Genomic DNA, 26,396 nt, shown 5'->3' on the forward strand with positions numbered 1-26,396 from the left:
GGCCCGACCGGCGGCGACCGGCCCGACCGGCGGCGACCGGCCCGACCGGCGGCGACCGGCCCGACCGGCGGCGACCGGCCCGACCGGCGGCGACCGGCCCGACCGGCGGCGACCGGCCCGACCGGCGCGACCGGCGCGAGCGGCGACGGGTGGCGCGGGCGGCAAGGTTCAGTGGCCGGAGGGGTGGGAGTTGAGGGCCCGATGAAGCGGCGATGCTGGCGAACGGGGCGCTGCGGATGGCGATCGGCGGGCTGGCGCGCGTGGCGGAAGGGTCAGGTCGTCACGCGGAGCCAGGCGGCCGCGTCGGCGGGGAGGTCGCCGGACGGGGTGAGAGGGTCGCTGCTCAGCAGGAGTTCGCCCGGCGGCAGCGGCACGGGCCCGCTGCCCATCGCCACCACCAGTGTGAACCCGGGTCGGCGGGCGATCAGCCGGGCGTCGGCGTCCACCGACCACTGCACCGGGTCGTCGGCGGTGAGGGTGCCTTCGTGGTGGAGCCGGCGGCGGATCGCGATCGCGGAGCGGCACAGGGGGAGGGACGGTGAGTTCAGGTGTTCGTCCCAGCCGGGCGGGACGGGGAGCCACGGCGGGGCCGAGCCCGGCGGTGAGAAGCCGTCCGGCCAGGGCAGCGGGACGCGGCAGCCGTCGCGGGACATGCCGGAGCGGGTGAAGGCCGGGTCCTGTCGCGCGGATTCCGGGACGTCGGCTTCGGGCAGCCCGTACTCCTGTCCTTGGTAGAGGTAGGCCGCCCCGGGCAGGCCGAGCACGGTCAGCATCGCCGCCCGGGCGCGTGCGGGGCTGCCGTAACGGGTCGGTGTCCGTACCACGTCGTGGTTTTCGACCACCCAGGTGACGGGGCGGTGTTCGAGCAGTTCGGCGCCGATCCGCTGCCATGCCGACGCGTCCCAGGGCGCCATCACGAAGCCGAACGCGAATGCCTGGTGCAGCCGGTCGGGCCCCACGTAACGGGCGGCGCGGTCCGGCGGCAGGTTGACTTCGCCGACGAGGACGCGTTGCGGGGTGTACGAGTCGGCGATCTCCCGCCACCGCTGGTAGACGGCGGGCGTCTCGGGCTGGTCGCAGGCGAGCGGGTTGGTCCGTAACCGGCCCGGTGCCGGGATGACGCCGGGTGGCAGGGGCGGCAGGCCGGGGGCTTTGAACAGGCCGTACGCCACGTCGACCCGCAGGCCGTCGACGCCGAGGCCGAACCAGAACCGGAGCACCTCGTCGAAGAAGGGCGCGGTCCGCGGGTCCCGCCAGTTCCAGTCGGGCTGGGTAGGCGCGTAGAGGTGCAGGTACCACGTGCCGTCGCCGGCGGGTTCCCAGGCGGAGCCGCCGAAGACGCTCGGCCAGTCGTTGGGGGCGGAGGTGAAATGGAACCGGGCCCGCGCCGACTCGGAACCGGCCAGCGCCTCCTGGAAGATCGGGTGCTGGGACGAGCAGTGGTTCGGGACAATGTCGATGATCACGCGCAGGCCGAGGTCGTGTGCCCGCTCCAGCATGGCCTGGAATGCCGGCAGGTCCCCGAACAGTGGATCGACGCCGGTGTAGTCGCTCACGTCGTACCCGTGATCGTCTTGGGGTGAGGTCTGGAACGGGGTGAGCCAGACGGCGTCGGCGCCCAGGTCCGCGATGTGCCCGAGCCGGGCCGTCAGACCGGCCAGATCGCCGATGCCGTCGCCGTTCGCATCCGCGAATGATCTTGGATAGACCTGATACACCACGCCGTCGCGCCACCACACCCCCGCCATGCCCCCAGTGTGCGCGGATGCGTGGCGGCGCGCAGTGTGGGGGAGCAAGATGACGTAGACGAAGGAGCCGTTGTGGAAACCGAACTGTTCATTGGCGGGAGCTGGGTGCCGGCCTCGTCGGGCAGCCGTTTCGACGTGCTGGACCCGGCGAGCGGCGACACGATCGCCTCGGTCGCGGACGGTGGCGAGGCGGACGCGATCGCCGCGGTGGATGCGGCGGCGGCGGCCGGTCCGGCCTGGGCGGCGACACCCCCGAGAGTACGGGCTGAGGTGCTCCGCAAGGCCTTCGAGTTGATGACGCAGCGCGCCGACGACCTGGCGAAGCTGATCAGCCTGGAGAACGGCAAGGCCCTCGTGGACGCGAAGGGCGAGGTCACGTACGCCGCGGAGTTCTTCCGCTGGTTCGCCGAGGAGGCGGTCCGTGGTGAGGGCGCCATCGCGACCGCGCCGTCCGGTGCCAACAAGATCCTGGTGGTGCGGCAGCCGGTCGGCGTCTGTGTCCTGGTGACGCCGTGGAACTTCCCGGCAGCGATGGCCACCCGCAAGATCGGCCCGGCGCTGGCCGCCGGATGCACGGTGATCCTGAAGCCGGCCAGCGACACCCCGCTGACGGCGCTCGCGATGGCCGCGCTGCTGGCCGAGGCCGGTGTGCCGGACGGCGTGGTGAACGTGCTGCCGTCGCGCAGCTCCGGCAAGGTCGTCTCGATGATGCTGCGTGACCAGCGGGTCCGCAAGTTGTCGTTCACCGGTTCGACGGAGGTGGGCCGGATCCTGCTCGCCCAGGCCGCCGAGAACGTGGTGAACACGTCGATGGAGCTGGGCGGCAACGCGCCGTTCGTGGTCTTCGCCGACGCCGACCTGGACGCGGCGATCGAGGGCGCGATGATCGCCAAGATGCGTAACGGCGGGGAGGCGTGCACCGCGGCGAACCGGTTCTTCGTGGAGTCGCCGATCGCTGAGGAGTTCTCCCGCCGGCTCGCGCAGCGCATGTCGGCGCTGGTGGTCGGCCCCGGCACGGACGAGAAGACACAGGTGGGCCCGCTCGTCAACGAGGACACCGTGGCGAAGGTGGACGACCTGGTCCGGTCCGCCGTGGACGCCGGCGCCGAGGCGATCACCGGTGGCAGCCGGCCGGCGGGTCCCGGTTTCTACTACCCGCCGACGGTGCTGACCGGGGTGGCCCCGGACTCGGCGATCCTGCGGGAGGAGATCTTCGGGCCGGTCGCCCCGATCGTGACGTTCACCGGCGAGGACGAGGCGGTGCGGCTCGCGAACGACACCGAGTACGGGCTGGTGGCGTACGTCTACACCGCCGACCTGGCCCGTGGCCTGCGGGTCAGTGAGGCGATCGAGGCAGGCATGGTGGGCCTGAACCGGGGTCTGGTGAGCGACCCGGCCGCGCCGTTCGGTGGTGTCAAGCAGAGCGGAATCGGTCGTGAGGGCGGCCACGAGGGCCTCCTGGAGTACTTGGAGTCCAAGTACATCGCGGTCACCTGGTAGAGCTTTCGGGTCGCGCGGTCGCGGCGGCGGGCTTACGGTCAGAGATGTTCTTCGTTATCGATGCGTAACGGGGTGGACATCATGAAGGCTGTTCCTGCGGCCGCGACAGCGGTTCTGCTGGCTTTGACCTTGGGGGCTTGCGGCGGCGACGAGGGTGGTGGTGACGAGGACGGGACACTCACCGTCTGGAGCTTGGAGAACCTGACCGACCGGGTGCAGGCCACCCAGCGGATCGCCGACGGGTTCACCAAGGCCACCGGGATCCCGGTGAAGATCGTCGCGACTGACGAGAACCAGTTCAGCAGCCTGATCACCTCGGCCGCGGCGGCCGGGACGCTGCCCGACGTGGTGGGTGCCCTGCCGCTGGCCGCGGTGGCGCAGATGGCCACCAACGAGCTCCTCGACACCGAGGCGGCCAAGGCCGTGGTGGATCAGCTCGGGACGGGCACGTTCTCCGCGCCGGCGCTCGCGCTGACCGGTCAGGACGGCGCACAGTGGGCGGTGCCGTCGGACGGCTGGGCGCAGCTGCTCTTCTATCGCAAGGACCTGTTCGAGAAGGCCGGTCTGGCCGCCCCGGAGAGCTACGCCGCGATCCGTGCGGCCGCGGAGCGGCTGAACACGAAGGACGTCGCGGGCATCACCCTCGCGACGGTCGGGAACGACGCGTTCACCCAGCAGACGTTCGAGAACCTGGCGCTCGGCAACAACTGCCAGATGGTCGACGACGCGAAGTCCGTGCTGCTCGACTCGCCGCAGTGCGTGGAGACCTTCCAGCTCTACTCCGACCTGCTGAAGAACTGGTCGGTGCCGGGCGCGCAGGACGTCGACACCACCCGTGCCACCTACTTCGCCGGCAAGGCGTCGATGGTGGTCTGGTCCTCGTTCCTGCTCGACGAGCTGGCCGGGCTGCGCAACGACGCCCTGCCCACGTGCGCCGAGTGCAAGAACGACCCGACCTGGCTGGCGAAGAACACCGGCGTGGTGACCGCGGTCAGCGGGCCGCAGGGCCGGCCGGCGCAGTTCGGCGAGATCACCAGCTGGGCCTTGACGGCCGGCGGCGGGCAGACCGACGCGGCGAAGCGCTTCGTGGCCTACATGATGAACGAGGGCTACACCGACTGGCTGAGCATCGCGCCGGAAGGCAAGATCCCGGTGCGCAAGGGTACGGCGGAGGACGCGACCAAGTTCGCCACCGCCTGGAGCACGCTGCCCGCGGGCGTGGACACGAAGAAGCCGCTCGCCGAGCTCTATCCCGAGGACTTCCTCACCGCGATGCGGCAGAGCCCGGACACGTTCCAGCGCTGGGGCTTCCCGCAGAAGCAGGGCGCGCTCGTGGGTGCGACCCTGGGTGAGCTGCCGGTGCCCAAGGCGATCAACGGGCTGGCGACGGGGGAACTGGACGCGGCCGGCGCGGCCGAGCGGGCCGCCGAGGACGTCAAGACGATCCAGAAGTCCCTCGAGTGAAAGCACCGCTGACGCTGCGGCAACGGGAGAACCGGGCCGGGCTCGCCTACCTGTCACCCACGCTGATCGTCGTCCTGGTCGTCGTGGTCGCGCCGATCCTCTGGACGATCATGCTGGCCTTCCAGCGGATCCGGCTGATCAACCTGCGCCGGGCCGGCGTCTTCGGCGACTACTCACTGGCAAACCTCGAGCTGGTGCTCACCTCGCCGGGATTCTGGTCGTCGCTCTGGACGACGGTGGTCTACACGGTGGGTTCGACGTTCGGCTCGATCGTGCTCGGCCTGATCGCGGCGCTCGCCCTGCGGGGCCGGTTCCGCGGCCGCACCCTGGTCCGGGCGTCGGTGCTGCTGCCGTACGTGGCCCCGGTGGTGGCCGTGACGTTCGTCTGGACGATCCTGCTCAGCCCGCAGTTCGGCCTGGTCAACGACTGGGGCATGCGGTTCCTCGGCTGGGACCGGCCGATCGCCTTCCTGAGCCAGCGGGAGTACGCCCTCGACCTGCTCGGCTGGCACATCGAGATCCCGCTGGCCCTGCTCACCGTGATCGCGTTCGAGTCGTGGCGGTACTTCCCGTTCGCCTTCCTGTTCCTGCTGGCCCGCTTGCAGGCGGTGCCGCAGGAGTTGGAGGAGGCGGCCCGGGTCGACGGCGCCGCGCCCACCCAGAACTTCCGGCACATCCTGCTGCCGCAGCTCTCCGCCGTGATCGCGCTGCTCTGTGTGCTGCGCTTCATCATGACGTTCAACAAGTTCGACGACGTCTACCTGCTGACCGGCGGCGGGGCCGGCACCGAGGTGGTGAGCGTGCGCGTCTACGAGTTCCTCACCGCCCGCTTCGACGTCGGCGCGGCCGCCGCGCAGGCGCTGGTGCTCGCGGCCGGCCTGGTCGTGCTGCTGGTGATCTATCTGCGGTTCCTGGCGCCGAAGGTCGAGGGGGAGTCATGAGGGACCGGGCGACGATCGAGGCGCGCGTCCTGGGGGTGCTGCGCCCCGTCGTGATCATCGTGCTGCTGGTCGCGACGATCTTCCCGTTCCTTTACATGCTGCTGCTCTCGGTGCGCCCGATCGAGCAGCTCCTGCAGGATCCTGGGCAGCTCTGGGTGCCGCCGTCCGAGTGGACGATCGGCACCTACCAGGAGGTGCTCACGTCGGTGTCCGACGGCGGTCAGGGCTTCCTGCGGTTCCTGGCGAACTCGGCGATCGTCTCGCTGGCGGCGACGGCGCTGACGCTGCTGGTGTCGATCCCCGGCGCGTACGCCGTCAGCAGGCTCCGTTTCACCGGCCGCCGCCAGGTGCACTTCCTGTTCCTCTCGGTCTACCTGTTCCCGTCGATCCTGCTGGCCATCCCGCTCTTCGTGCTCTTCACCCGGCTCGGCCTGCGTGGCTCGCTGGGCGGCCTGACGATCGTGTACATCGCGCAGACCGTGCCGGTCTCGATCTACATGCTGCGCAACTACCTCAGCACGATCCCGGAGAGTCTGGAGGAGGCGGCGGCCGTCGACGGGTACAGCCGGTTGCAGACCCTCCGCAAGATCATCCTGCCGCTCGCCGCGCCCGCCGTGATGGCGAACGCGCTGTACGTCTTCATGATCGCGTGGAACGAATTTCTGTTCGCTCTGCTCTTCCTGGTGGAGGATCGGGCCGATTGGACCGTCTCGCTCGGCCTGGCGCAGCTCTCCGGCGGCATCGAGGTCAGCAAGACCGTCTTGATGGCCGGTTCCGTTGTGCTGACGCTGCCAATCGTGATCATATTCTTCGCGGCTGAGCGGCTGCTCACCGAAGGATTGACGGCGGGAGCCGAGAAAGCCTGACGGATCGCAGGTGCATGTCGGGAAAATCGGGCAACGCGTGGTGCGTTAGAGCGACCGTACGATTACTGCTCGTGTTTGTTTGGCAGTAACCGTGAGAAAATGAATAATCTTGTGCTCTGGCCCCCTCCCGATGCTGCTCCCGTGACGCGCTGGCCGATACTAGGCGGGCCGTTCAGCGCCCCACCGCAGCTCGGGACCCCCTGAGAGGACACAGATCGCCATGCGTAAGTCTCTGCTCGCCCTGGTCGCCGCAGGCCTGATGACCACGGTCACCCTCACGGCTTGTGACGACGGCACCGACCCTGGTGACTCCGGCGACAGTGGCTCGGCGACGACGAGCAGCGGCGGCACCTCCTCCGGCTCGGGTGGCATCGGCGTGATCCTGCCGGACACCAAGAGCTCGCAGCGCTGGAGCACCGACGACCCGAAGTACCTCAAGGCCGCGTTCGAGAAGGCCAAGGTGCCGTACCAGATCGAGAACGCCGAAGGTGACAAGGAGCAGTTCAAGCGCCTCGGCGACTCGATGCTCGACAACGGCGCCAAGGTTCTGGTGATCGCGAACCTGGACGCGGCGAGCGGCAAGGCAGTCATCGACAACGCTAAGTCCCGTGGCATCCCGGTGATCGACTACGACCGGCTCACCCTCAACGGCGGCGCCGACTACTACGTCAGCTTCGACAACGAGAAGGTCGGCGAACTCCAGGCCCAGGGCCTCGCGACCTGCCTCAAGGGCGTCAAGAACCCGATCATCGCCGAGCTCAACGGCTCGCCGACCGACAACAACGCCCACCTGTTCAAGGCCGGCTACGACCGGGTCCTGCAGGAATACTTCGACACCGCCCAGTTCACCAAGGGCCCGGACCAGTTCGTCCCGGAGTGGGACGAGGACGAGGGCCGGGAGATCTTCGGGCAGATGATCAAGCAGTTCCCGAAGGTCCGCGGGGTGCTGGCCGCCAACGACGGCCTCGGCAACGCCGCGATCGAGGTGCTGCGGGAGAAGAAGCTGAACGGCACCGTCCCGGTCACCGGCCAGGACGCCACCGTGCAGGGTCTGCAGAACATCCTCGCCGGCGACCAGTGCATGACGGTCTACAAGGAGATCGCCAAGGAGGCCAACGCGGCCGCCGACCTGGCGATCAAGCTGTACAACAACGTCAAGGCGCCGGTCGACGACAAGCTGAAGGACCCGGAGTCGGGCGCCTACGTGCCGTTCGTGAAGCTGGACCCGGTCGCGATCAAGAAGAAGGACATCAAGTCGGTGGTCGCGAGCGGCTTCGTGACCGTCAAGGACCTCTGCACCCCGGAGTTCAAGGCGGCCTGCACGGCAGCCGGCATCAAGTAAGCACGCTCTCTCAGGGGCCGGCAGGCCGCCACCTCAGTCCGCGATCCTGATCCGGACCCGGCGGTTCTGCCGGCCCTTGCTTTCCACCTTGACCACCTCGACCCGCCCGACCTGCCGCGTCGAGGCGACGTGGGTGCCGCCGTCGGCCTGCACATCCAGCCCCACGATGTCGATCACCCGGATCTCCGGGTTCTCCAGCGGCGGCAGCGCGTCCTGGGTGCGGACCAGCGTCGGGATCTCGAGCGCCTCCGCCCGCGGCAGCACCCGCGCCACGATCTTGCGGTCGGCGGCGATCTCCGCGTTCACCGCGTCCTCCAGGGTCTGCTTGAACCCCGGCGGCACCTCGGGCAGGTTGAAGTCCATCCGCGCCTCGCCCGGCTGCATGTTGCCGCCGGTCACGAGTGCCCCGAAATCCCGGAACACGGCACCGCAGAGAATGTGCAGCCCCGAATGCGTACGCATCAGGCTGCTCCGCCGCGCGTCATCGAGCGCCCCGCGCACCGTGGTGCCCGCCGCCGGCACCGGATCCTCCGGCGCCGGCACCAGATAGAACTCGTCTCTTTTTCGCGTGTCGACGATCCGCGTCTGGACGCCCTCCCAGAGCAGCACCCCATGGTCCGGCGGCTGCCCGCCCCCACCGGGATAGAAGGCCGACCGGTCCAGGACGATGCCCGCCTCCGGATCGGCCGGATCCGACCAGACGACGGTGCAATCCCACTCACGGACCGTAGGGTCGGCCCAATCCAGACGTTCGGTCATGAACCGACTGTAACGCCGGTCACGCGGCCAGGAGTTCCCTAACCCTCGGGAGGACCTGTGAGCCGTACAGCTCGACGCACGTCATCAGCTGCTCGTGCGGCAGGGTGCCGTGCGCGAACTTCAGGTCGAAGCGCTGGATGCCCAGCGCCTGCACGGTCGCCGCGATCTTCTGGGCGACCGTCTCCGGCGAACCCACGTGCCAGGCGCCCTCGGTGACGTCGGCCTCGAACCGGTCCCGGGTGATCCGCGGCCAGCCGCGCTCCCGGCCCAGCCGGTCCAGCATCCGCCGCGCGTGCGGCCAGAGCTGGTCGATGGCCTCCTGGTCGGTGGCCGCGACGAAACCGGGGCAGTGCACGGCGACCGGCTGTTCCGACTGCTCCAGCTCCTTGAGCGCTCGATGGTAGAGGTCGACGTAGGGCGCGAACCGGGCCGGCTCGCCGCCGATGATCGCGAGGACGAGCGGCAGGCCGTACTGTGCGGCGCGGACCACCGACTCCGGGCTGCCACCCACGCCGATCGAGGCCCGGATCCGGCCCGACTCGGTCTTCGGGTAGACGTGCTGCTCGGCCAACGCGGGCCGCACCGAACCCGACCAGGTCACCGCGTCCTCGGTGAGCAGGTGCGACATCAGGTCCAGCTTCTCCGAGAAGAGCCGCTCGTAGTCCGTCAGGTCGAACCCGAACAGCGGGAACGACTCGGTGAACGAGCCCCGGCCCAGGATGATCTCGGACCGGCCGCCGGAGATCGCGTCCAGGGTGGCGAAGCGCTCGAAGACCCGGACCGGGTCATCGGAGCTCAGCACGGTGACCGCCGTGCCGAGCCGGATCCGCTCGGTGCGCGCGGCGATCGCCGCGAGCACGATCTCCGGTGCGGAGATGGCGTAGTCGTCACGGTGGTGCTCGCCGACCCCGAAAGCATCGATGCCGAGCCGGTCGGCCAGCACCGCCTGCTCCACGACGTTCCGAATCACTTGGGCATAGGGGAGGCGCTTACCCTCAGTGTCGACGGTGACGTCGCCGAAGGTGTCAAGACCGAATTCCACCCGCCGAGCCTAGCGCCGCCCCTTGAGGCGCCGGCCGAACTCCCTGGCGATCTCCTTCTTGGCATCCCGCTCGGCCATCACCTGCCGCTTGTCGTAAGACTTCAGGCCGCGCGCCAGCCCCAGCTCGACCTTGGCCCAGCCGTCCTTGAAGTAGAGCGACAGCGGCACCAGGGTCAGGCCGGACCCCTCGTTCAGCTTGTTGAGGATCTTGATGATTTCGGCCTTGTGCAGCAGCAGCTTGCGGGTGCGGCGTGGCGCGTGGTTGGTCCAGCTGCCGAACCCGTACTCCGCGATGTGCAGGCCGTAGAGCATCAGCTCGCCGTCGTGCTCCTGGGCGAACGTGTCCACCAGTGACACGCGGCCCAGGCGCAGCGACTTGACCTCGGTCCCGGCCAGCACGAGACCCGCCTCATACGTCTTGAGGATCGCGTAGTCGTGCCGCGCCTTCTTGTTCGAGGCGATCAGTTTGGTCCCGGTTTCCCTACCCACACCGGAAACCCTAGGCCCCCCGGCATGACACCGGTGTGACAGGTCAGGACACCCCGGGCACACTCGGCGGGTCGACCGGGATCGGCCGGCGCATCGAGTACGTCACGCTGCTCAGCCGGTGCGGCTCGTCCTTGACGTGCATGGCCGCGCGGTCGTACGCCTGCCAGCCCGCCGCCCCCGCCCGGTTCAGGTGGCGGATGTCGTCGTAGCGCTCGTCGGTGCCCCAGCGCAGCACACCGCCCGGATGATGGAACGTCGCCGTCCAGTCCATGAAACGGTCGGATCCCAGCGTGCCCGCCGCGCGGTACTCGAGCCGCGCGTACTCCCAATTGTCCACCGGATGATTATGCCGTCCGGTTCGGACCGTTACACCCTCTCGGTGATCACTGTTTTGCCGTTCAGGTGCTGGTAACCCGCCGTCACCAGCTCCCGCAGCGCTTCCTGATCCACGTCGGCGAGGCGTTTGAGGTACAGGCAGGACTTCCCGGTGCGGTGCGGGCCGAGCCGGGAGAGCAGATCGGGGTACGCCTCGAAGCCCGCCGACACATAGAGGGTGAGCGCCTGTTTCCGCGGCGACATCCCGACCGCCGGCCAGTCGCCCTCGGTGCCGGTGTGATAGCGGTAGTGGTACGTCCCGAAGCCGACGATCGCACTGCCCCACATGACCGGCTCGGCCCCGGTCGCCGCGGCCATCAGCGCGCAGGCGGCCTCGGCGTCCGCCCGGCGCCGCGGATCGGGGACGGCGGCCAGGAACTCGGTCACGCTCTGCCCGGTCCGCGACGTCTTGGGCTCGGCCATCCCGTCATCCTAGGCCCGGACCGAGGCCACGGGGCATGCCCGTTGTGCCGCAGTCCGAAGCCGGACCCGCCGCGTCCCCCCGTTCGGGCAGCAGCGGTCGGAGGCGGCCGCTAACTACAGGGCGGCCGACACCGCCGGGTACCAGCGGTTGGCGATCTTCGTGTTGCCGGTGTCGTTGGGATGCACACCGTCGTAGGTGTCGGTCGCCGTGTCGAACCCGGTCCACTGGTCGACCACGGTGATCGGGGAGGCGGCCGTGCTCAGCGACGCGGCCCAGCCGGGGATCGCCGCGTTCAGGGCCACCACGCGTTGCCCGCAGTCGGCGCAGGTGGGCGGGTTCAGCGGGATGATCTGCGCGACGATGACCCGCATCCGGGGGTTGGCCGCGCGCATCTGCCCGACGAGGGTCGTGTAGGCGTTCAGGATGGTGGCCGGCGGCAGGTTGCTCCAGGCGTCGTTGGTGCCGAAGTGCATCAGCACCACGTCCGGATCGCTGGTGGCCAGCCAGCCCGGCAGCAGGTTCTGGGCGGCCACGTTCGTCACCAGGTACCCGCCGTGCCCCTCGTTCTCGCCGTCGTAGGCGAAGCCGCATCCCTGACCGGGCAGCGTCCCGACGAAGTCGACCTCGGCCGCCGGCAGTCTCTGCCAGAGCAGCGCCCGCCAGCAGCCGGGGGAGCCGGTGATGGAGTCGCCGAGCGCCATCACGCGCGTCGGCCCGTCACCGGGCGGCGTCGACGTGGAGGGTGACGTGCTGGGGGACGTGCTGGGTGATGTGCTGAGGGACGGCGAGACGGAGGGTGAGGTGCTGGGGGAGGTGGAGCCGGTCGGTGTCACGCCGCCGGTGCAGGCGACACCGTTGAGGGCGAACGATGACGGCGCCGGGTTGGCGCCCGCCCAGGATCCGGTGAAGCCGAACGAGGCTGTGCCACCGGTCCCGACGGCGCCGTTCCAGCCGGCGTTGCGCACGGTCACCGCGGTGCCGGACTGGGTCACCGTCCCGTTCCAGAGCTGGCCGATCGTCTGCCCGGCGGAGAGGGCGAAGGTAAGCGTCCAGGAACTCACCGGGTCGCCGAGGTTGGTGACGTCGACGGTGGCGCCGAATCCGCCGGGCCACTGGCTGGAGACGGTGTACTTCACGGAACAACCGGCGGCGGCGTCGGCCCGGCCGGCGATCGACACGAGGCCACCGGCCAGGACGGCGCAGGCGGCGGCGAGGACGGTGAGTCTCCGTGGCTTCATGGGGCTCTCCGGGGATCGGGGAATGGGAGCGCTCCCATTAACGCACATCGATGGCCTCGCGAAAAGCCGCACCAAGCCAAGCCAAGCCAAGCCAAAGCCAAGCCAAGCCGCGCCCACTCGCGCCGCGCCCACTCACGCCGAGCTGATCCGAGCCGCGCCGGGCGCAGCTAGGTCAGCGCCTCCGGCCCCAGCCCGCGGATCGACGCGTCGAGGACCTGCGCCGTGTGCGCCAGGGCGATCGAACCGCCCCGCCGCCGGATCGCGGCCGCCACCTGCATCAAGCACCCAGGGTTCGATGTCACCAGCAGCCCGGCACCGGTGGCCAGCACGGACGCCGCCTTCCGGTCACCCAGTTCGGCGGCGGGCACCGGGTTCAGCACGTTCCAGACGCCGGCCGAGCCGCAGCAGATCTCCGGATCCGCGATCTCCCGGACCTCCAGCCGAGGGATGCCGTGCAGCAGCGCCCGCGGCTGCGCCCGCACCCCCTGAGCGTGCCCGAGATGGCACGCGTCGTGATAGGCCGCGACGATCGGCAGCGGGTGCCGCGGGGCGACCGGGCCGAGTTCCACCAGCACCTCGGCGAGATCACGGACCTTCGCGGCGAACGCGGCCGCCCGGGACGCGTAGGCCGGGTCGCCGGCGAGCAGCTCACCGTACTCCTTCAGCGTCGACCCGCAGCCGGCCGCGTTCACCACGAAGTAATCCATTCCGGTCTGCTCGAACACGTCGATCAACCGCCGGGCGAACCGCTCCGCCTCGGCCCGGCGACCGTTGTGCACGCTCAGCGCGCCGCAGCACCCCTGACCGGCCGGGATCAGCACCTCGCAGCCCTCGGCCGCGAGGATCCGTACCGTAGCGGCGTTGACCTCGGGGAAAAACGCTGACTGCACGCATCCGGTGAGCATGCCCACGACGGCTCGGCGGGTGCCTCGGGCCGCGACGCGGCGCGGCGGCGGTGCCACCCGGCGCAACCGGGGCGCCAGGCTCTCCAGCGCGGCGAGGGTGGGTGCCACGCGTTCCAGCAGGCCGGTGCGGCCGATCAATTGCTGCAGACCCGATTTCTGGTACGCGCGAAGCGGTCCCCGCAACAGGCGGAGGCGGCGGGGGTACGGGAACAGCGCGAAGATGGCCGCCCGGCGCGCCCGATCGGCGGGGCTCCGGTCGTGGCGTCGTTCCACCTGCGCCCGGGTGTCCTCGATCAGCCGGTCGTAGCGCACCCCGGACGGGCACGCCGTCACACACGCCATGCAGCCGAGACAGTTGTCGAAGTGGGTGACCATCGAGTCGCTGAGCGGTTCACCGGAGAGTCCCTGCCCGATCAGGTGGATCCGGCCGCGCGGCGAGTCCATCTCCTCGCCCCACAGGGTGTAGGTCGGGCAGGTGGTCAGGCAGAACCCGCAGTGCACGCAGTCCGAGACGATGCCGGCCGACGGCGGGTGCTCGCCGTCGAACGCGGGCGGGCCGGGTGGTGGCCCGAGCTGCCCGGCGGCCCGCAGCGCATCCGGCGGTGGCGTGCCGGTGCCGTGGGTGGCGTCCACATCGGCCATCTCGAAAGCCTCCGTCCGTCGAAAACCGCGGCGCTGGTCAGGTCTCGTTCAGATCCCGCCGACGAACCGGCCCGGCGCGAACCGGTGTGCCGGGTCGAACCGCTCCTTCACCCGGCGCATCAGTGCCAGCCCCGGCACCGGGCCCCACATGTCCAGGGTGTCGCGCAGGCCCGGCGGCGCGGTCCGCACCACGGCATGCCCGCCGGCCCGCAGCGCGGCGGCCCGGATCAGCTCCACCCGGCCGTGCGGATCACCGCACCCGGCGGAACCAGAACGTGCGGCGGGACCCGACCCGGCGGAACCGGATCCGGCGGCGGAACCGGACCCGGCGGCGGAACCGGATCCGGTGTCGAAGCCGGCGTGCAGGACGCCGGCTCCGGCCGAGCCGGTCACCGTCGCCCCGGCGCCCACCGCCGTCGCCACCAGTGCCGGCACCTGCGACAACACCCCGGTCAGCTGGAGTGTCAGGTCACCGGGCGGCGGCACGCCCCACCACGGCGGCGGTTCCGCGGTCACGTCGCCGCCGAGCAGGGCGGCCACCGTCGCGGCCCGCTCGCGCACCCCCGCGGCGGTGCCCTCGAGCAGCACCGCGACCTCCGGGTCGGCGCCGGGCGCGGCGTACACCTCGAGAGCGCTCGGCGCCACCTGGGCGGCGAGGATCCGGGCGGCGTGTCCGGGTGCCGCGTACGCCCGTACGAAAGAGGTCGCGGCCGGCTCCGGATGCAGCCGGAAGACACACTCGGTGATCAACCCGAGGGTTCCGAAGGAACCGGTGTAGAGCTTGCCCAGGTCGTAGCCGGCGACGTTCTTCACCACCTTGCCGCCGGCCCGGGTGACCAGGCCGTCGGGCCGGATCACGGTGATGCCGATCAGCAGGTCCCGGGCGGTGCCGTAGCGCAACCGGCGCGGCCCGCCGGCGTTCGCCGCGACGGTCCCGCCCGCGGTGGCGCCCGGCGGGGCGTCGAGGGCGAGCTGCTGAGCGGGCAGCGCGTGCAGTTCGCTCATCGGCGTGCCGGCGCGGACCACCGTGATGAGGTCGCCGGCCGCGTGCTCGACCACCCCGGTCAGCCGCCGCGTGTCGATGATCAGATCCAGTTCGCGGGGTGGCGGGCCCTGCTGCACCTTGGTGCCGCCACCCCGGATCACCACGGCGAGGCCGGCGGACGCGGCGACCAGGGCCGCCGCCTCCTCGGTGCTGGCCGGTGCCGCGACCAGCCGGGCCGGCACGCCGCCGACCACGTCGTCGTCGCCGGCGGCGACCGCGAGATCGTCCAGGACGGGCATCGTCAGAACACCTCCGCGCCCTCGTGCTCGAAGGCGCCCTGCCGGCGGCCGGGCCGCTCGCCGCAGAGACGCGGGGTGGGGAACACCTTGCCCGGGTTCGCCAGGTTGTCCGGGTCGAACGCGCAGCGCACCAGGTGCATGGTCTCCAGGTCGGTGTCGCTGAACATCCGCGGCATGTAGCGGGCCTTGTCGACGCCGACGCCGTGCTCCCCGGTGATCGAGCCGCCGTGCTCGATGCAGAGGTCGAGGATCGCACCGGACACCTTCTCGGCGCGTTCCGCCTCGCCCGGCACCGCGTCGTCGAAGAGCACCAGCGGATGCAGGTTGCCGTCACCGGCGTGGAAGACGTTCGCCACCCGGACGCCGTGTTGGTCCGCCACCTCGCCGATCCGGCGCAGCACCTCGGGCAGGGCGGTCCGCGGGATCACCCCGTCCTGCACGATGTAGTCCGGGCTGATCCGGCCGACCGCGGCGAACGCCGACTTGCGGCCGCGCCAGATCAGCTGCCGTTCCGCGTCGTCGGCGGCCACCCGGGTCGCGAAGGCCCCGGCGTCGTCGCAGATCCGGGTCACCTCGTCGAACTGGGCGGCCACCTCGGCGGCCGGCCCGTCCAGCTCCACGATCAGCACCGCGCCGGCGCCGGCCGGGTAGTCGCAGTGGACGGCCGCCTCGGCGGCCTCGATGGAGAGCGCGTCCATCATCTCGATCGCCGCCGGCACCACGCCGGCCGCGATGATCGCCGAGGTGGCGGCGCCGGCCTGGTCGGTGGAGGCGAAGGCGGCGAGCAGCGTACGGACGGTCTCCGGCAACCGGGTCAGCCGGACCGTCACCTCGGTCGCGATGCCGAGCGTCCCCTCCGAGCCGACGAACGCGCCGAGCAGGTCGTACCCCGGTGTGTCCGGCGCCAGCCCGCCCAGCTGGACCACCTCGCCGTCCGGGGTGACCACGCGCAGGCCGGTCACGTGGTTGGTGGTGAACCCGTACTTCAGGCAGTGCGCGCCGCCGGAGTTCTCCGCGACGTTGCCGCCGATCGAGCAGATCTGCTGGCTGGACGGGTCGGGGGCGTAGTAGTAGCCGTACGGGGTGGCGGCCTTCGTGACATTCAGGTTGATCACGCCGGGCTGCACCACGGCCCGCTCGTCCTCCGGGCGCAGCTCGACGACCTCCCGCAGCTGGGACGTCACGATCAGCACCCCGTCGGCGTGCGGCAGGGCGCCGCCGGACAGTCCGGTGCCGGAGCCGCGTGCCACGAACGGGATTTCTTCCCGCGCGCACGCCCGCACGGTGGCGACGACGTGTTCCTCGCTGCGGGCGAGCACGACCACGGCGGGGATGACCTTGTAGTGGGCCAGGCCGTCACACTCGTAGGTCCGCAACTGCTGCCGATCGGTGAGCACTCGGTCCGCGCCGATCTCGGCCCGCAGCCGGGCCGCGAATGCATCGATGTCCATCGTCGCCTCCCCGGTGGCTGTCGTCGATGACGTCACCTACTCGTCACGCTATCCGTGATCCACGCCACGCGCGACGGGTGCGCCCGGTCCGCTCGCCTCCGGTGGCCGCCGCATCACGCACCGTCGATCCCCTGTGCGGGCTTTTCCGCAGGCCGCGCCGGTCTGTCAAGATGGCCCGATGCTCGTGACTGCTGGCCGGACACTCCGCCTCGCCGCCACGGCCGTCTGCGCCCTGGCGCTGGTGGCCGGGTGCGGCTCGGACGATCCGGAACCGACCCCCGACGGCGGTCTCGTCACCGTGACCACCATGCGCGGCGCGTTCCTGCAGGCCGGCGACGTCGGCCCGACCTGGTCGGCGCCGGACGAGAGCGCCCCGCCGCAGCAGCTGGTCAGCTTCTGCGGCGGCACCAGCACGCCGCCCGAGGTGCCGCCCGGTGCCGAACTGGTGTCGTCGTCACTGGCCGACGAGGGGCAGACCGGCGCGCAGACGCTGCACCAGACGGCCCTGGTCTACCCGGACGCCACCTCCGCCGCGAGCGGCCTGCAACTGCTGCGCACGGTGGCCGAGCAGTGCCCGCCGTCCGTCGAGGTGCCGAAGACCGTGACCGCCGACCGCAATGAGCCGGCGTACACCGAGACGGCCGAGGTGCGCGCGCTCGACGAGGGTGGTTGGTCCGGGTTCGTGATCGTGCGCCACAAGCGGTACGACACCGCCGAGCCGAGCACGGCCGACACCGCCGTGGCCGTGCTGACCAGCCGGAATGTGGTGCTCGTCGACACGTACGCCATCTATCGCCTGAACAACGCGAGCGCCTCCCCGGGCTTCGAGGCGGACTGGAAGCGACTCGTCGGCTCGGTCGTCCAGCGCGTGGGATAGACAGCGCGGCCTCAGTGGTCTAATGTTCGCCATGCGCCGTTGCGAGTTCTTCCCCCGTGGAATTCGCAGCGGCGCCCTAATTTGCCGACCGGCCCATCCCGGCATCCCCCGACCGTCCGATGCGGACTCAGTCGTCCCGGTGAACTTTCTTGAGCGATGCTCGACTGTGGCCTAGGCTTCTCTTCGGCTCATCAACCTCAGTTTATGGTCGGCCGGCATCGGGGGATGTGCATCGGCGTCATCGCTGCTACCTGGCGTGATCGTCGCTGCTCATGGCGTTGTCGCTGCCCATGATGGTCACCGGTGAGCTGCGAGGTCCAGCGGCGGGCCGGCGGGGAGTGGTGCGGGATGCCCGGATCTGAGGGTGCCTCCTCGTTCGCCGAAAAGCTGGACCGGCTGTTCCGCGCCACGGGCCGCCCGGAGCCGAGCTACATGTCGGTTGCCGAGGCGATCCGGGCCGGGCAGGGCGTAGCGATCTCGCACACCTACATCTGGCAACTGCGGACCGGCCGCCGCGACAACCCGACTGTGCAGCATCTGACAGCGCTGGCCACCTATTTCGGCGTGCCGGCCGCCTACTTCGTCGACGACGACACCACCCGCCGCGTCAACGGCCAGCTGGACCTGCTGCACACCCTGCGCGACGCCGGCATCACCGAGATGGCACTACGGGCGGCCGACGTGTCCCCGCGCGGCCGAGCCGCCATCAACGAGGCGATCCGGCAGATCTGGGAGTCGGAGCACCCCCGGGGCTGAGCGCTTCAGCCGGCCCCTGTCACGCTTCAGCTCGGGGAGTCGGAGCACCCCCGGGGCTTAGAGCGCATCTGACGGATCATCACGGATGACTGTGGTCGATCGTTGGCGTGTTGTGGCTGGTGATCTGACTGATCAGGAGTGGGAGCGGCTGGAACCGTTGTTGCCGTCCATGGCACCGCAGCGGGGTGGCCGGTGGCGTGATCACCGGCAGGTGATCAACGGGATCCTGTGGCGGATCGACAACGGCGCGAAGTGGGATCAGATCCCGGAGCGGTACGGTCCGGCGAAGACATGTTACGACCGTTTCTCCCGGTGGGAGCAGGACGGCACCTGGGCGCGCATCGAGCGGCATCTGCAAACGCAGGCCGATGCCGACGGCGATCTCGACTGGCGCGCGCAGGTCGACTCCACCATCGTCCGGGCGCACCAGCACGCCGCCGGGGCGCGTAAAGGGGGCTGAGTCCGGCCGACTCGCGGGCAGCCCAAGGGATGGGTCGCTCGCGAGGAAGACTGACCACCAAACTGCATCTGCTGGCCGAAGGACGTGGGCGCAGCCTGGTCAAGCGGCTCACACCCGGACAGGCCTCCGACACCAAGGAACTCGTGCCGCTGCTGGACAACGTTGCGGTGGCCCGGCCCGGAGGCATCGGCCGGCCCCGCAAACGGCTTGATCACCTGACTGCGGACAAGGCGTACGGGTCGAAGGCCAACCGGCGTTCACTGCGAGCCCGGCGGATCCCGCACACCATCCCAGAACGCGATGATGTGCGCAGAAGCCGCGCTCGTAAGGGATCCCGGGGTGGACGGCCGCCGAACTTCAACGGACAGCGGTACAAGGACCGTAACCAGGTGGAACGGGCCTTCAACAGGCTCAAGCAGTTCCGGGCCGTCGCCACCCGGTACGACAAGCTCAAAGACCGTTACGAGGCAACGGTAACCATCGCCTCGATCATGATCTGGCTCCGCGCGAAACCCGACCGGAGCTCACCATGATCCGTCAGATGCGCTCTAGCGCTTCAGCCGGCCCTGTCCCGGCCCTGTGCGGTCGTTCCTGCGCCGGTCTCCGCGCCTGCTCCGGGGCTCTCGCCAGGTCCGGTCCCGGCGGCCGTCCGATGCGCCGCCGTCGCCTTCCCTTCACGGCGGAACGCACGACTCACCCGGGAAAGCCAGGCCACCTCGTCGGCCATCTCCGGCCCGACCGGAGTCCAGCGTCCGGGCGGTTCCACCAGCGCCGCACCGGCAGCCCGTCGCCGCAGAGCCACCACAATCCGCCGCGCCTCCACCACCGCCGGATCCCTGCCCTCGCCGGCCGCCTGTTCCCCGGCCGCCTGTTCCCCGGCCGCCTGTTCCCCGGCTTGCGCCTTCCCGGCCGCCGTTTCTCCGGCCGCCTGTTCCCCGGCCGCCTGTTCCCCGGCTTGCGCCTTCCCAGCCGCCGTTTCTCCGGCCGCCGTTTCGCCGCTCGGCTCTGTGCCGGTCCGTCGTTCGCCGTGTGCGTCCGCCTCGGCCTGCGCCGGCACATGATGGCGCAGGGCGAGCATGCCGTCCCGGATCTCGATCACGCGCCGGTACACCCGCAGCCGCGCACCCGCCTCACCAGTCATCGCCAGCGCCGCCCGCGCCGGCCGCATCAGCACCACCTCCGGGTAGGCGTCCCGCATCGCCGCCCACAGCGGACGCAGGACCAGAAGCGAGTGGTACGCCCGGAGCACCGTCCCCACCCGCACCACCACCGGCACCGAGCCCCCGCCGACGTAGAGCAGCACCCCACCGGTGCGCAGTGCCGAAACCCACGGCTCCCAGGCCGGCAGATCCAGTGGCGCGCCGGCCCCCCTCGCCGTGATCAGCAGCGCCTTCACCGTCGCGTACCCGGACAGGATCGCGATCCCGGCCGCCATGGTCAGCAGCCCGCCTCGCAGTGACCCGGCCGGCGCGGCCCGGCCGATGATCGTGCACGCCCGCGCGCACATCAGCAGCACGAGGGCGAGGTAGGCGTTGACGACCGTCCAGTACGCCACCTGTGACCCTGTCGGCGCGTCCGGCGGGAAGGACGAACCGGGCGGTTCGTGCAGCGCCGAGACCGACATGAACGCGAGCACTGCGCCGGTGAGGGTGCGCTGCGCCCAGGGCCGCCCGGCGGCGGTGACCAGGCAGACGAACCGCAGCAGCAGGTGCGCGGCGACGACGGCGCACAGGTGCGCGGCGACCGGGGCGGGCCGGCCGGCGGCGTGGGCGGGCAGCGCCAGCGTGACGGTGAGAGCACAGGCCAGCAGGTTCGCCCAGAGCACGCGGTGGCGGACGTCGCGGCGCAGGCTCGGCAGCCGTGTCACGACGGCGACCCAGAGCACCACCGAGACGCCGGCGGCGACAGTCACGAGCCCCGCCCGGTCCCGCGCCGGGCCCCGCTCACGGTGGAGGCGCGCCGAGGGCGTCGGCGACCCGGTGGACCGCGGTGTCGAGGGTCGCGTTGCCGAAGAGCGTCAGGTTCGGTTCACGCCCACTCGGTCCACCGCTCCGGGCGGTACGGATCATCGAGGCCAGCATCTCCGCCTCCCGCTCCTGCTCACAGGTGTAAGAGGCCCGCCCCAGCACCCGGCCGACCCCTCTCCGGCCGCCCCCGACTTCACCGGGCGCGAGCTGGCCGCCCCCGAGCTGGCCGCCGCCGGCCGGGCCGCCACCGACCGGGCCGCCGCCGGTCTGGCCGGCGCTGAGCTGGGTGGGGTCGGTCAGCACCTGGCCGACCAGTGCCGGGCCGAGGTCGGGAAAGAGTTGCCCCGGCAGCTTGCCTCCGCCGTGCGCGCAGAGGATGTGGGCGATCTCGTGCAGCACGATGTGCTCGGCGTGCAGCGGTGACGTGTCGGCGTCGTAGAAGACGTAGTCGGCGCCGGTCAGCCCCAGCCACAGCCCGCACGGTGCGCCCGGGCCGAGACCCGGCAGCGGGCGCCGGTGCAGCGGCCGCCCACGGGAGGCGGCGACCTCGGCGCAGAAGGCGTCGAGATCGAACGGGTCGGGAACGCGGATGCCGCGCAACCGTCGCGCGCACCGCCGCCGGAGCGACACCGGCACCCGCAGTCCACCCATTGGAGAAACGCTACCGCGATGCCGTCGATGCGCGTAACTGCGCGGAGAGACCATGATTCGATCACTGTTCTTCGTGGTGGTGTGGAAAAAGTCATGTGGCTGTTAACTATTCGCTGTCAGCGTGCTTAGCCTTACGAATCCCGGGGCAGGAACCACTTCGGCCGCGGATTCTTAACCGGAGGTGGGTGCGGCATGAAGTTCGTCTACGACTTCCACGAGGGAAACAAGGATCTCAAAGACCTGCTGGGTGGCAAGGGCGCCAATCTCGCGGAGATGACGAACTTGGGCCTGCCCGTTCCGCCCGGATTCACGATCACCACTGAGGCGTGCCAGCAATATCTGCGGAACGGCACGCACGTCGAAGGTCTCGGCGCCGAGATCGACGAGCACCTCGCCACCCTGGAGCAGGCCATGGGCCGCCGCCTCGGTGACCCGGCCGACCCGCTGCTCGTCTCGGTGCGCTCGGGCGCCAAGTTCTCCATGCCGGGGATGATGGAGACCGTTCTCAACGTCGGCCTCAACGACGAGTCGGTGGCCGGGCTGTCCCGGCAGGCCGGCGGCAACGACCGGTTCGCCTGGGACTCGTACCGGCGGCTGATCCAGATGTTCGGCAAGACCGTCTGTGAGGTGCCGGGGCACGAGTTCGAGGACGCGCTGCACGAGGCGAAGGTGAGCAAGGGCGTCACGGACGACGTCCAGCTCGACGCCGACGACCTGCGGGCGCTCGTCAGCGCGTACAAGAAGGTGTTCGTCAAGCACACCGGCCACGAGTTCCCGCAGGACCCGCGCGAGCAGATGGACCGGGCGATCGCCGCCGTCTTCCGCTCGTGGAACGCCGACCGTGCCGTTCTTTACCGCCGGCAGGAGCGGATCCCCGCGGACCTGGGCACCGCCGTGAACGTGGTGGCCATGGTCTTCGGCAATCTGGGCGCCGACTCCGGCACCGGCGTCGCCTTCACCCGTGACCCGGCCACCGGGGAGCAGGGCGTCTACGGCGATTACCTGTCCAACGCCCAGGGCGAGGACGTGGTCGCCGGCATCCGTAACACGCTGGCGCTCGCCGACCTGGAACGGCTCGACAAGAAGTCCTACGACGAGCTGATGCAGATCATGGCGACGCTCGAAGGCCATTACCGCGACCTGTGCGACATCGAGTTCACCATCGAGCGTGGCAAGCTCTGGATGCTGCAGACCCGGGTCGGCAAGCGCACCGCGGCGGCCGCCTTCACCATCGCGAACCAGCTCGTCGACGAGGGTGTGATCGACCTCGACGAGGCGCTCGTGCGGGTCAACGGCGCCCAGCTGGGGCAGCTGATGTTCCCTCGTTTCGACCTCTCCGGAGACCCTGCGTCCATCACCCGGGGCGTCGGTGCGTCGCCGGGCGCCGCGTTCGGCGAGGTGGTCTTCACCGCGCAGCGTGCCGTAGAGGTGGCCGCCGAGGGAAAGCCGGTGATCCTGGTCCGCCGCGAGACCAACCCCGACGACCTGCCCGGCATGATCGCCGCGCAGGGCATCCTGACCAGCCGTGGCGGCAAGACGTCGCACGCGGCAGTGGTCGCCCGCGGCATGGGCAAGACCTGTGTCTGCGGCGCCGACGAGATCGAGGTCGGCCCGTCCTCGTTCACCGTCGGCGGCACCGACGTCCAGGAGGGCGACACCATCTCCATCGACGGCACTACCGGCCGCGTCTACCTCGGGGAGGTGCCGGTGCGGCCCAGCGAGGTCGTGCAGTACTTCGAGGGCGACCTGGACCCGGCGCAGGCCAACGATCCGCTGGTCAGCGCCGTGCACCTGATCATCACGCACGCCGACTCCCGGCGCCGCCTCACGGTGCGGACCAACGCCGACACCGGCGCCGACGCGGCCCGGGCCCGGCGTTTCGGAGCGCAGGGGATCGGCCTGTGCCGGACCGAGCACATGTTCCTCGGCGACCGCCGGGAGCTGGTGGAGCGGCTCATCCTGGCGCGTTCCGAGGCGGAGCGGGACGAGGCTCTGGCCGCGCTGCAGCCGTTGCAGCGGGCCGATTTCCTGGACATTTTCCGGGAGATGAACGGCCTGCCGGTCACCATCCGGCTGATCGACCCGCCGCTGCACGAGTTCCTCCCGTCGCTGGAGGAGCTCGCGGTGCGGGTGGCCGTGGCTCATGAGCACGGCCGCCGGGTCGAGCACGACGAGAAGATGCTCGCCGCCGTGCGCCGGATGCACGAGCAGAACCCGATGCTGGGGCTGCGCGGTGTCCGTCTGGGCCTGGTCATCCCGGGACTGTTCGCGATGCAGGTCCGCGCCATCGCCGAGGCGGCGGTCGCGCTGGCGGCCGAGGGGGGCCGGCCCCGTCCGGAGATCATGGTCCCGCTGGTCGGCGCGGTGCAGGAGCTCGAGACGGTCCGCGCCGAGGCCGAGAAGATTATCGCCTCGGTCGTGGCGGACGCGGGCGTGGAGATCCTGATCGGCACGATGATCGAGGTGCCGCGGGCCGCCCTGACCGCCGGGCAGATCGCCGAGGCCGCCGAGTTCTTCTCCTTCGGCACCAACGACCTCACCCAGATGGCCTGGGGCTTCTCCCGGGACGACGTCGAAGGCGCGTTCTTCTGGCGGTACCTGGAGCTGGGCATCTTCGGTATCTCTCCCTTCGAGTCGATCGACGCCGACGGCGTGGGCCGGTTGATCCGGATCGCGGCCGAGGAGGGCCGCGAGGCCCGGCCCGGCCTGAAGCTCGGTGTCTGCGGCGAGCACGGCGGCGACCCCGACTCGGTGCACTTCTTCCACGAGGTCGGCCTGGATTACGTGTCCTGCTCTCCTTTCCGGGTCCCGATCGCCCGCCTGGAGGCGGGCCGTGCGGCAGTCGAGTCAGCGGGTTCCGACCACCGCTGAGTGATGAGCTGAGCCGGCGGCGTTGCGTTTGCCGCCGGACTCTGAGGCCGGCTCGGGGACAATGGCGTCTCCGGGCCGGCTTCATTTCCGGACCACCTTCCGGCGCGGCCGGTCACATTGATCACCGCCTTGGCATGGTCCGGTTCAACAATTTGCTTGCCCGGCGTGTAAAAGGCTCGGCAACCCTCACCTCTTAAGACGCGTCGCCGGGCCGCCCCTGTTTACCGCGGGCGCGAGGAAGGTATCGGGCGGGTGGAAGCGCATCGATCCGCCGGATGGTGCCGCGAACCGGGCTAGCGTCCGGGGCATGACTTCTCGACTGAACCCGTACCTGTCGTTCAACGGCAACGCCCGCGAAGCTGTCGAGTTCTACCGCGACGTCTTCGGCGGCGAGCTGACCGTTTCGACGTTCGGTGAGTTCGGCACGCCGGACCCCGGCATCCAGGACAAGGTCATGCACGCGCAGCTGGAGACGCCCCAGGGCTACACGCTGATGGCGTCGGACTGCCCGCCCGGCATGCCGTGGAACCCCGGTGACACGGTCACGGTCAGCCTGAGCGGGGACGCGGGCGACGGCCTGCGGGAGGTGTGGGCCCGCCTCGCCGAGGGCGGCACGGTGGGCGTGCCGCTGGAGAAGCAGATGTGGGGCGACGAGTTCGGCCAGCTCGTCGACCGGTTCGGCGTGCCGTGGATGGTGAACGTGGTGCAGCCGGCCTGACACCAGAGAACACGGCCTAGCCTGCCGACTCCAGGGCCGCACGGACCGGGCGCAGGGCGGTGAGGGCCTTCGGCAGGCTGTCCTCCCACAGTTCGCTCCACTCGGAGTCGTCGCCGGCCACCCGGTCGAGGGCGCGCAGCGCCAGCGGTGGCAGGTCGGCGGGGATCTCCAGGGTGCCGCCCCCGGTCAGGAAATCCGGGGCGTAGGGCGAGGTGAGCTGAGATCCGCCGGGCAGCTGAGAGGCGACGACGGCCGCGGCGGCGACGGCTGCCGCGCCGAGGTCGCCCTCCACGTACTCGCTCTCGTGCAGGACCTCGGTGAGGGTGTCGCGGATCAGTTCGACACGCCGGGCGGGGTCGGTGTCCTGCAGGTCGCCGCACCAGTCGGCCGCGCTGTCGTTGTCGAACGGCCCGAAGTCCCACGTACCCATGTCGTGTCCTCCACAGTGCTCGGTGTCCCGCAAGATGATCACACAGGGCCGCCGGGATCCGTGCCTCGGCCGCCGGATCGGTGAAAACAGTGTGTAGTCATCAAATGCCGTAACGTGGCCGATTCTGTGAGATCGGTGAGAATGGCGTACGGATCGGTGACGAGACAATGCTCACTTTCCGCTACTTCTGACCGTGTTCCTCGTCGCTGTCCAGCTTCCGACAGTGCGTTTACGGTAGCCCGTACCGATCGGTGCGGATGACTTTGTCAATTCGCATCTTCGCAGCTCAGACCGTGCTTCGCGAGTGAATTCCGGCATTGACCAAATCGGACTTAAAACGGTATCTGGGGCAGCGTGGCGACTGTGTCGGCGGACACGATACGTAGTCCTCGGGGGCGCGCTTTGATCAAGTTGGAGCCTAGAATCGCGGTCAATTCCGTGGTTCGAGCGAGCTGGTGGGCTCGAGAGCCGCTGTGTCCGCGACCTTGCCGAAGGGCGCGGTGTTGCCGAGGGGGAGGGCTACGTGAACGTCGACCGGCCGATCCGGGAGTGGAACGGCCTGATGATTCCGGATCCAGGCGTGTACACACTGGACGAAGCCCACAAACGCATCGGGTTCGTCGCGCAGCACATGATGGTGAGCCCCATCCGCGGTGAGTTCGCGCAGGGCAGCGCCTCCATCCTGGTGGCCGAGGACCCGTTGCGGTCACAGGTCAGCGCGAGCATTCCGACCGCCAGCGTCAACACGCACAACCCGGAGCGGGACACGCACCTCTCCAGCGCGGACTTCCTCGACGTCGAGCGTTACCCGACCATGGAATTCCGCAGCACCGAGATCAGGTGGGAGGCGGAAAGCGACCCGATCTTCCAGTGGGCCCGGCTGCGCAACAACCCGCTCGCCCGGCGAGGTGCCCAGACCGACCTGCCGTCCGCGGCCACCCGCGCGTCCGGGAAGTTCGTGGTCGCCGGCCACCTGCGGATCAAGGACGTGAGCCGACCGATCAACCTGAACATGGAGTTCGGCGGGGCGCGACGTGACCCGTACGGGCGGGACATCTTCGGGTTCAGCGCGACCGCCGAGTTCGACCGGGAGGACTACGGCCTGGTCTGGAACGTGCTGCTGGAGAGCGGTGGCGTGCTGGTCGGCAAGAAGGTCCGCATCGAGATCGCCGGCGAGGCCATCAGGGAGAGCTGAC

At 70.3% G+C, this 26,396-nt stretch carries 24 protein-coding genes; 11 read left to right on the forward strand and 13 right to left on the reverse strand.

The annotated features are described in order from the left end of the window. Window positions 1-272: 272 nt before the first annotated feature. Window positions 273-1,748 (reverse strand): alpha-amylase family glycosyl hydrolase, encoded by a 1,476-nt coding sequence (locus tag LPA41_RS24745; protein ID WP_229073162.1) that lies wholly within the window; start codon window positions 1,746-1,748, stop codon window positions 273-275. Window positions 1,749-1,820: 72 nt separating this feature from the next. Between LPA41_RS24745 and LPA41_RS24750 the strand changes: the two genes are divergently transcribed. The 5 genes from LPA41_RS24750 (at window position 1,821) to LPA41_RS24770 (ending at window position 7,861) form a co-directional block, all read left to right on the forward strand. Continuing rightward, window positions 1,821-3,248, forward strand: coding sequence for an NAD-dependent succinate-semialdehyde dehydrogenase (locus LPA41_RS24750; RefSeq protein WP_229073163.1), 1,428 nt, complete (start codon window positions 1,821-1,823; stop codon window positions 3,246-3,248). Between the two features lie 81 nt (window positions 3,249-3,329). Then, window positions 3,330-4,712: an ABC transporter substrate-binding protein gene (locus tag LPA41_RS24755; protein WP_229073164.1), complete on the forward strand. Its 1,383-nt coding sequence runs from the start codon at window positions 3,330-3,332 to the stop codon at window positions 4,710-4,712. Continuing rightward, a complete protein-coding gene (locus LPA41_RS24760; protein WP_229073165.1) occupies window positions 4,709-5,653 on the forward strand; it encodes a carbohydrate ABC transporter permease in 945 nt (314 codons plus the stop codon). Before LPA41_RS24755 ends, LPA41_RS24760 begins: the two co-directional genes overlap by 4 nt. Then, complete coding sequence (locus LPA41_RS24765; protein WP_229073166.1) at window positions 5,650-6,519, forward strand: carbohydrate ABC transporter permease; 870 nt, start codon at window positions 5,650-5,652, stop codon at window positions 6,517-6,519. Before LPA41_RS24760 ends, LPA41_RS24765 begins: the two co-directional genes overlap by 4 nt. 220 nt (window positions 6,520-6,739) lie before the next feature. Further along, window positions 6,740-7,861: a sugar ABC transporter substrate-binding protein gene (locus LPA41_RS24770; RefSeq protein ID WP_229073167.1), complete on the forward strand. Its 1,122-nt coding sequence runs from the start codon at window positions 6,740-6,742 to the stop codon at window positions 7,859-7,861. A gap of 33 nt (window positions 7,862-7,894) precedes the next feature. On the opposite strand, the gene LPA41_RS24775 is transcribed toward LPA41_RS24770, so the two are convergent. From LPA41_RS24775 to LPA41_RS24815, 9 genes are all read right to left on the reverse strand, one after another. Continuing rightward, window positions 7,895-8,620, reverse strand: a complete 726-nt coding sequence (locus LPA41_RS24775) for an alanyl-tRNA editing protein (RefSeq protein WP_229073168.1) — start codon at window positions 8,618-8,620, stop codon at window positions 7,895-7,897. A gap of 19 nt (window positions 8,621-8,639) precedes the next feature. Then, complete coding sequence (locus LPA41_RS24780; protein WP_229073169.1) at window positions 8,640-9,662, reverse strand: LLM class flavin-dependent oxidoreductase; 1,023 nt, start codon at window positions 9,660-9,662, stop codon at window positions 8,640-8,642. Window positions 9,663-9,671: 9 nt separating this feature from the next. Then, window positions 9,672-10,151 carry an SsrA-binding protein SmpB gene (gene smpB / locus LPA41_RS24785; protein ID WP_229073170.1) on the reverse strand — a complete coding sequence of 160 codons (480 nt, stop codon included), beginning with the start codon at window positions 10,149-10,151 and terminating at the stop codon, window positions 9,672-9,674. 43 nt (window positions 10,152-10,194) lie between these two features. Beyond that, window positions 10,195-10,488: a hypothetical protein gene (locus LPA41_RS24790; protein ID WP_229073171.1), complete on the reverse strand. Its 294-nt coding sequence runs from the start codon at window positions 10,486-10,488 to the stop codon at window positions 10,195-10,197. Between the two features lie 29 nt (window positions 10,489-10,517). Further along, window positions 10,518-10,949, reverse strand: a complete 432-nt coding sequence (locus tag LPA41_RS24795; protein ID WP_229073172.1) for a DUF1801 domain-containing protein — start codon at window positions 10,947-10,949, stop codon at window positions 10,518-10,520. Window positions 10,950-11,063: 114 nt separating this feature from the next. Beyond that, a complete protein-coding gene (locus tag LPA41_RS24800; RefSeq protein WP_229073173.1) occupies window positions 11,064-12,188 on the reverse strand; it encodes a cellulose binding domain-containing protein in 1,125 nt (374 codons plus the stop codon). A 167-nt stretch (window positions 12,189-12,355) separates the two neighbouring features. Continuing rightward, window positions 12,356-13,735, reverse strand: coding sequence for a (Fe-S)-binding protein (locus tag LPA41_RS24805; RefSeq protein ID WP_229073174.1), 1,380 nt, complete (start codon window positions 13,733-13,735; stop codon window positions 12,356-12,358). A gap of 48 nt (window positions 13,736-13,783) precedes the next feature. Continuing rightward, a complete protein-coding gene (locus tag LPA41_RS24810; RefSeq protein ID WP_229073175.1) occupies window positions 13,784-15,019 on the reverse strand; it encodes an FAD-binding oxidoreductase in 1,236 nt (411 codons plus the stop codon). 2 nt (window positions 15,020-15,021) lie between these two features. Further along, window positions 15,022-16,470, reverse strand: coding sequence for an FAD-linked oxidase C-terminal domain-containing protein (locus LPA41_RS24815; protein ID WP_229073176.1), 1,449 nt, complete (start codon window positions 16,468-16,470; stop codon window positions 15,022-15,024). A 178-nt stretch (window positions 16,471-16,648) separates the two neighbouring features. On the opposite strand from LPA41_RS24815, the gene LPA41_RS24820 reads away from it, so the two are divergent. The 3 genes from LPA41_RS24820 to LPA41_RS24830 all read left to right on the forward strand — a co-directional run bounded on the left by LPA41_RS24820 (window position 16,649) and on the right by LPA41_RS24830 (window position 19,096). Further along, a complete protein-coding gene (locus tag LPA41_RS24820) occupies window positions 16,649-17,347 on the forward strand; it encodes a hypothetical protein (RefSeq protein WP_229073177.1) in 699 nt (232 codons plus the stop codon). 303 nt (window positions 17,348-17,650) lie between these two features. Beyond that, window positions 17,651-18,103: a helix-turn-helix domain-containing protein gene (locus LPA41_RS24825; RefSeq protein WP_229073178.1), complete on the forward strand. Its 453-nt coding sequence runs from the start codon at window positions 17,651-17,653 to the stop codon at window positions 18,101-18,103. 85 nt (window positions 18,104-18,188) lie between these two features. Beyond that, window positions 18,189-19,096 (forward strand): IS5 family transposase gene (locus LPA41_RS24830; RefSeq protein WP_374238206.1). Its coding sequence is split into 2 segments (ribosomal slippage): window positions 18,189-18,560 and window positions 18,563-19,096, totalling 906 coding nucleotides; the frame shifts between segments, so codons are not numbered across the junction. A 23-nt stretch (window positions 19,097-19,119) separates the two neighbouring features. Here the strand turns inward: LPA41_RS24830 and LPA41_RS24835 are convergent. Together LPA41_RS24835 and LPA41_RS24840 are read right to left on the reverse strand one after the other, a co-directional pair. After that, a complete protein-coding gene (locus LPA41_RS24835) occupies window positions 19,120-20,475 on the reverse strand; it encodes an MAB_1171c family putative transporter (protein WP_229073179.1) in 1,356 nt (451 codons plus the stop codon). 31 nt (window positions 20,476-20,506) lie between these two features. Beyond that, window positions 20,507-21,181 (reverse strand): hypothetical protein, encoded by a 675-nt coding sequence (locus LPA41_RS24840; RefSeq protein WP_229073180.1) that lies wholly within the window; start codon window positions 21,179-21,181, stop codon window positions 20,507-20,509. 192 nt (window positions 21,182-21,373) lie between these two features. Between LPA41_RS24840 and ppdK the strand changes: the two genes are divergently transcribed. Continuing rightward, window positions 21,374-24,052, forward strand: a complete 2,679-nt coding sequence (ppdK, locus tag LPA41_RS24845) for a pyruvate, phosphate dikinase (RefSeq protein WP_229073181.1) — start codon at window positions 21,374-21,376, stop codon at window positions 24,050-24,052. A 307-nt stretch (window positions 24,053-24,359) separates the two neighbouring features. Then, complete coding sequence (locus LPA41_RS24850) at window positions 24,360-24,770, forward strand: VOC family protein (protein ID WP_229073182.1); 411 nt, start codon at window positions 24,360-24,362, stop codon at window positions 24,768-24,770. A 16-nt stretch (window positions 24,771-24,786) separates the two neighbouring features. Here LPA41_RS24850 and LPA41_RS24855 read toward each other — a convergent pair whose 3' ends face one another. Next, window positions 24,787-25,200 carry a DUF4259 domain-containing protein gene (locus tag LPA41_RS24855; RefSeq protein WP_229073183.1) on the reverse strand — a complete coding sequence of 138 codons (414 nt, stop codon included), beginning with the start codon at window positions 25,198-25,200 and terminating at the stop codon, window positions 24,787-24,789. A 562-nt stretch (window positions 25,201-25,762) separates the two neighbouring features. Here LPA41_RS24855 and LPA41_RS24860 point away from each other — a divergent pair. Further along, window positions 25,763-26,395 carry a YceI family protein gene (locus LPA41_RS24860; RefSeq protein WP_229073313.1) on the forward strand — a complete coding sequence of 211 codons (633 nt, stop codon included), beginning with the start codon at window positions 25,763-25,765 and terminating at the stop codon, window positions 26,393-26,395. The last annotated feature ends 1 nt before the right edge of the window (window position 26,396 follow it).

Source organism: Actinoplanes sp. DH11 (assembly GCF_020873875.1).
In the GTDB taxonomy this organism is placed as follows: Bacteria; Actinomycetota; Actinomycetes; order Mycobacteriales; family Micromonosporaceae; genus Actinoplanes.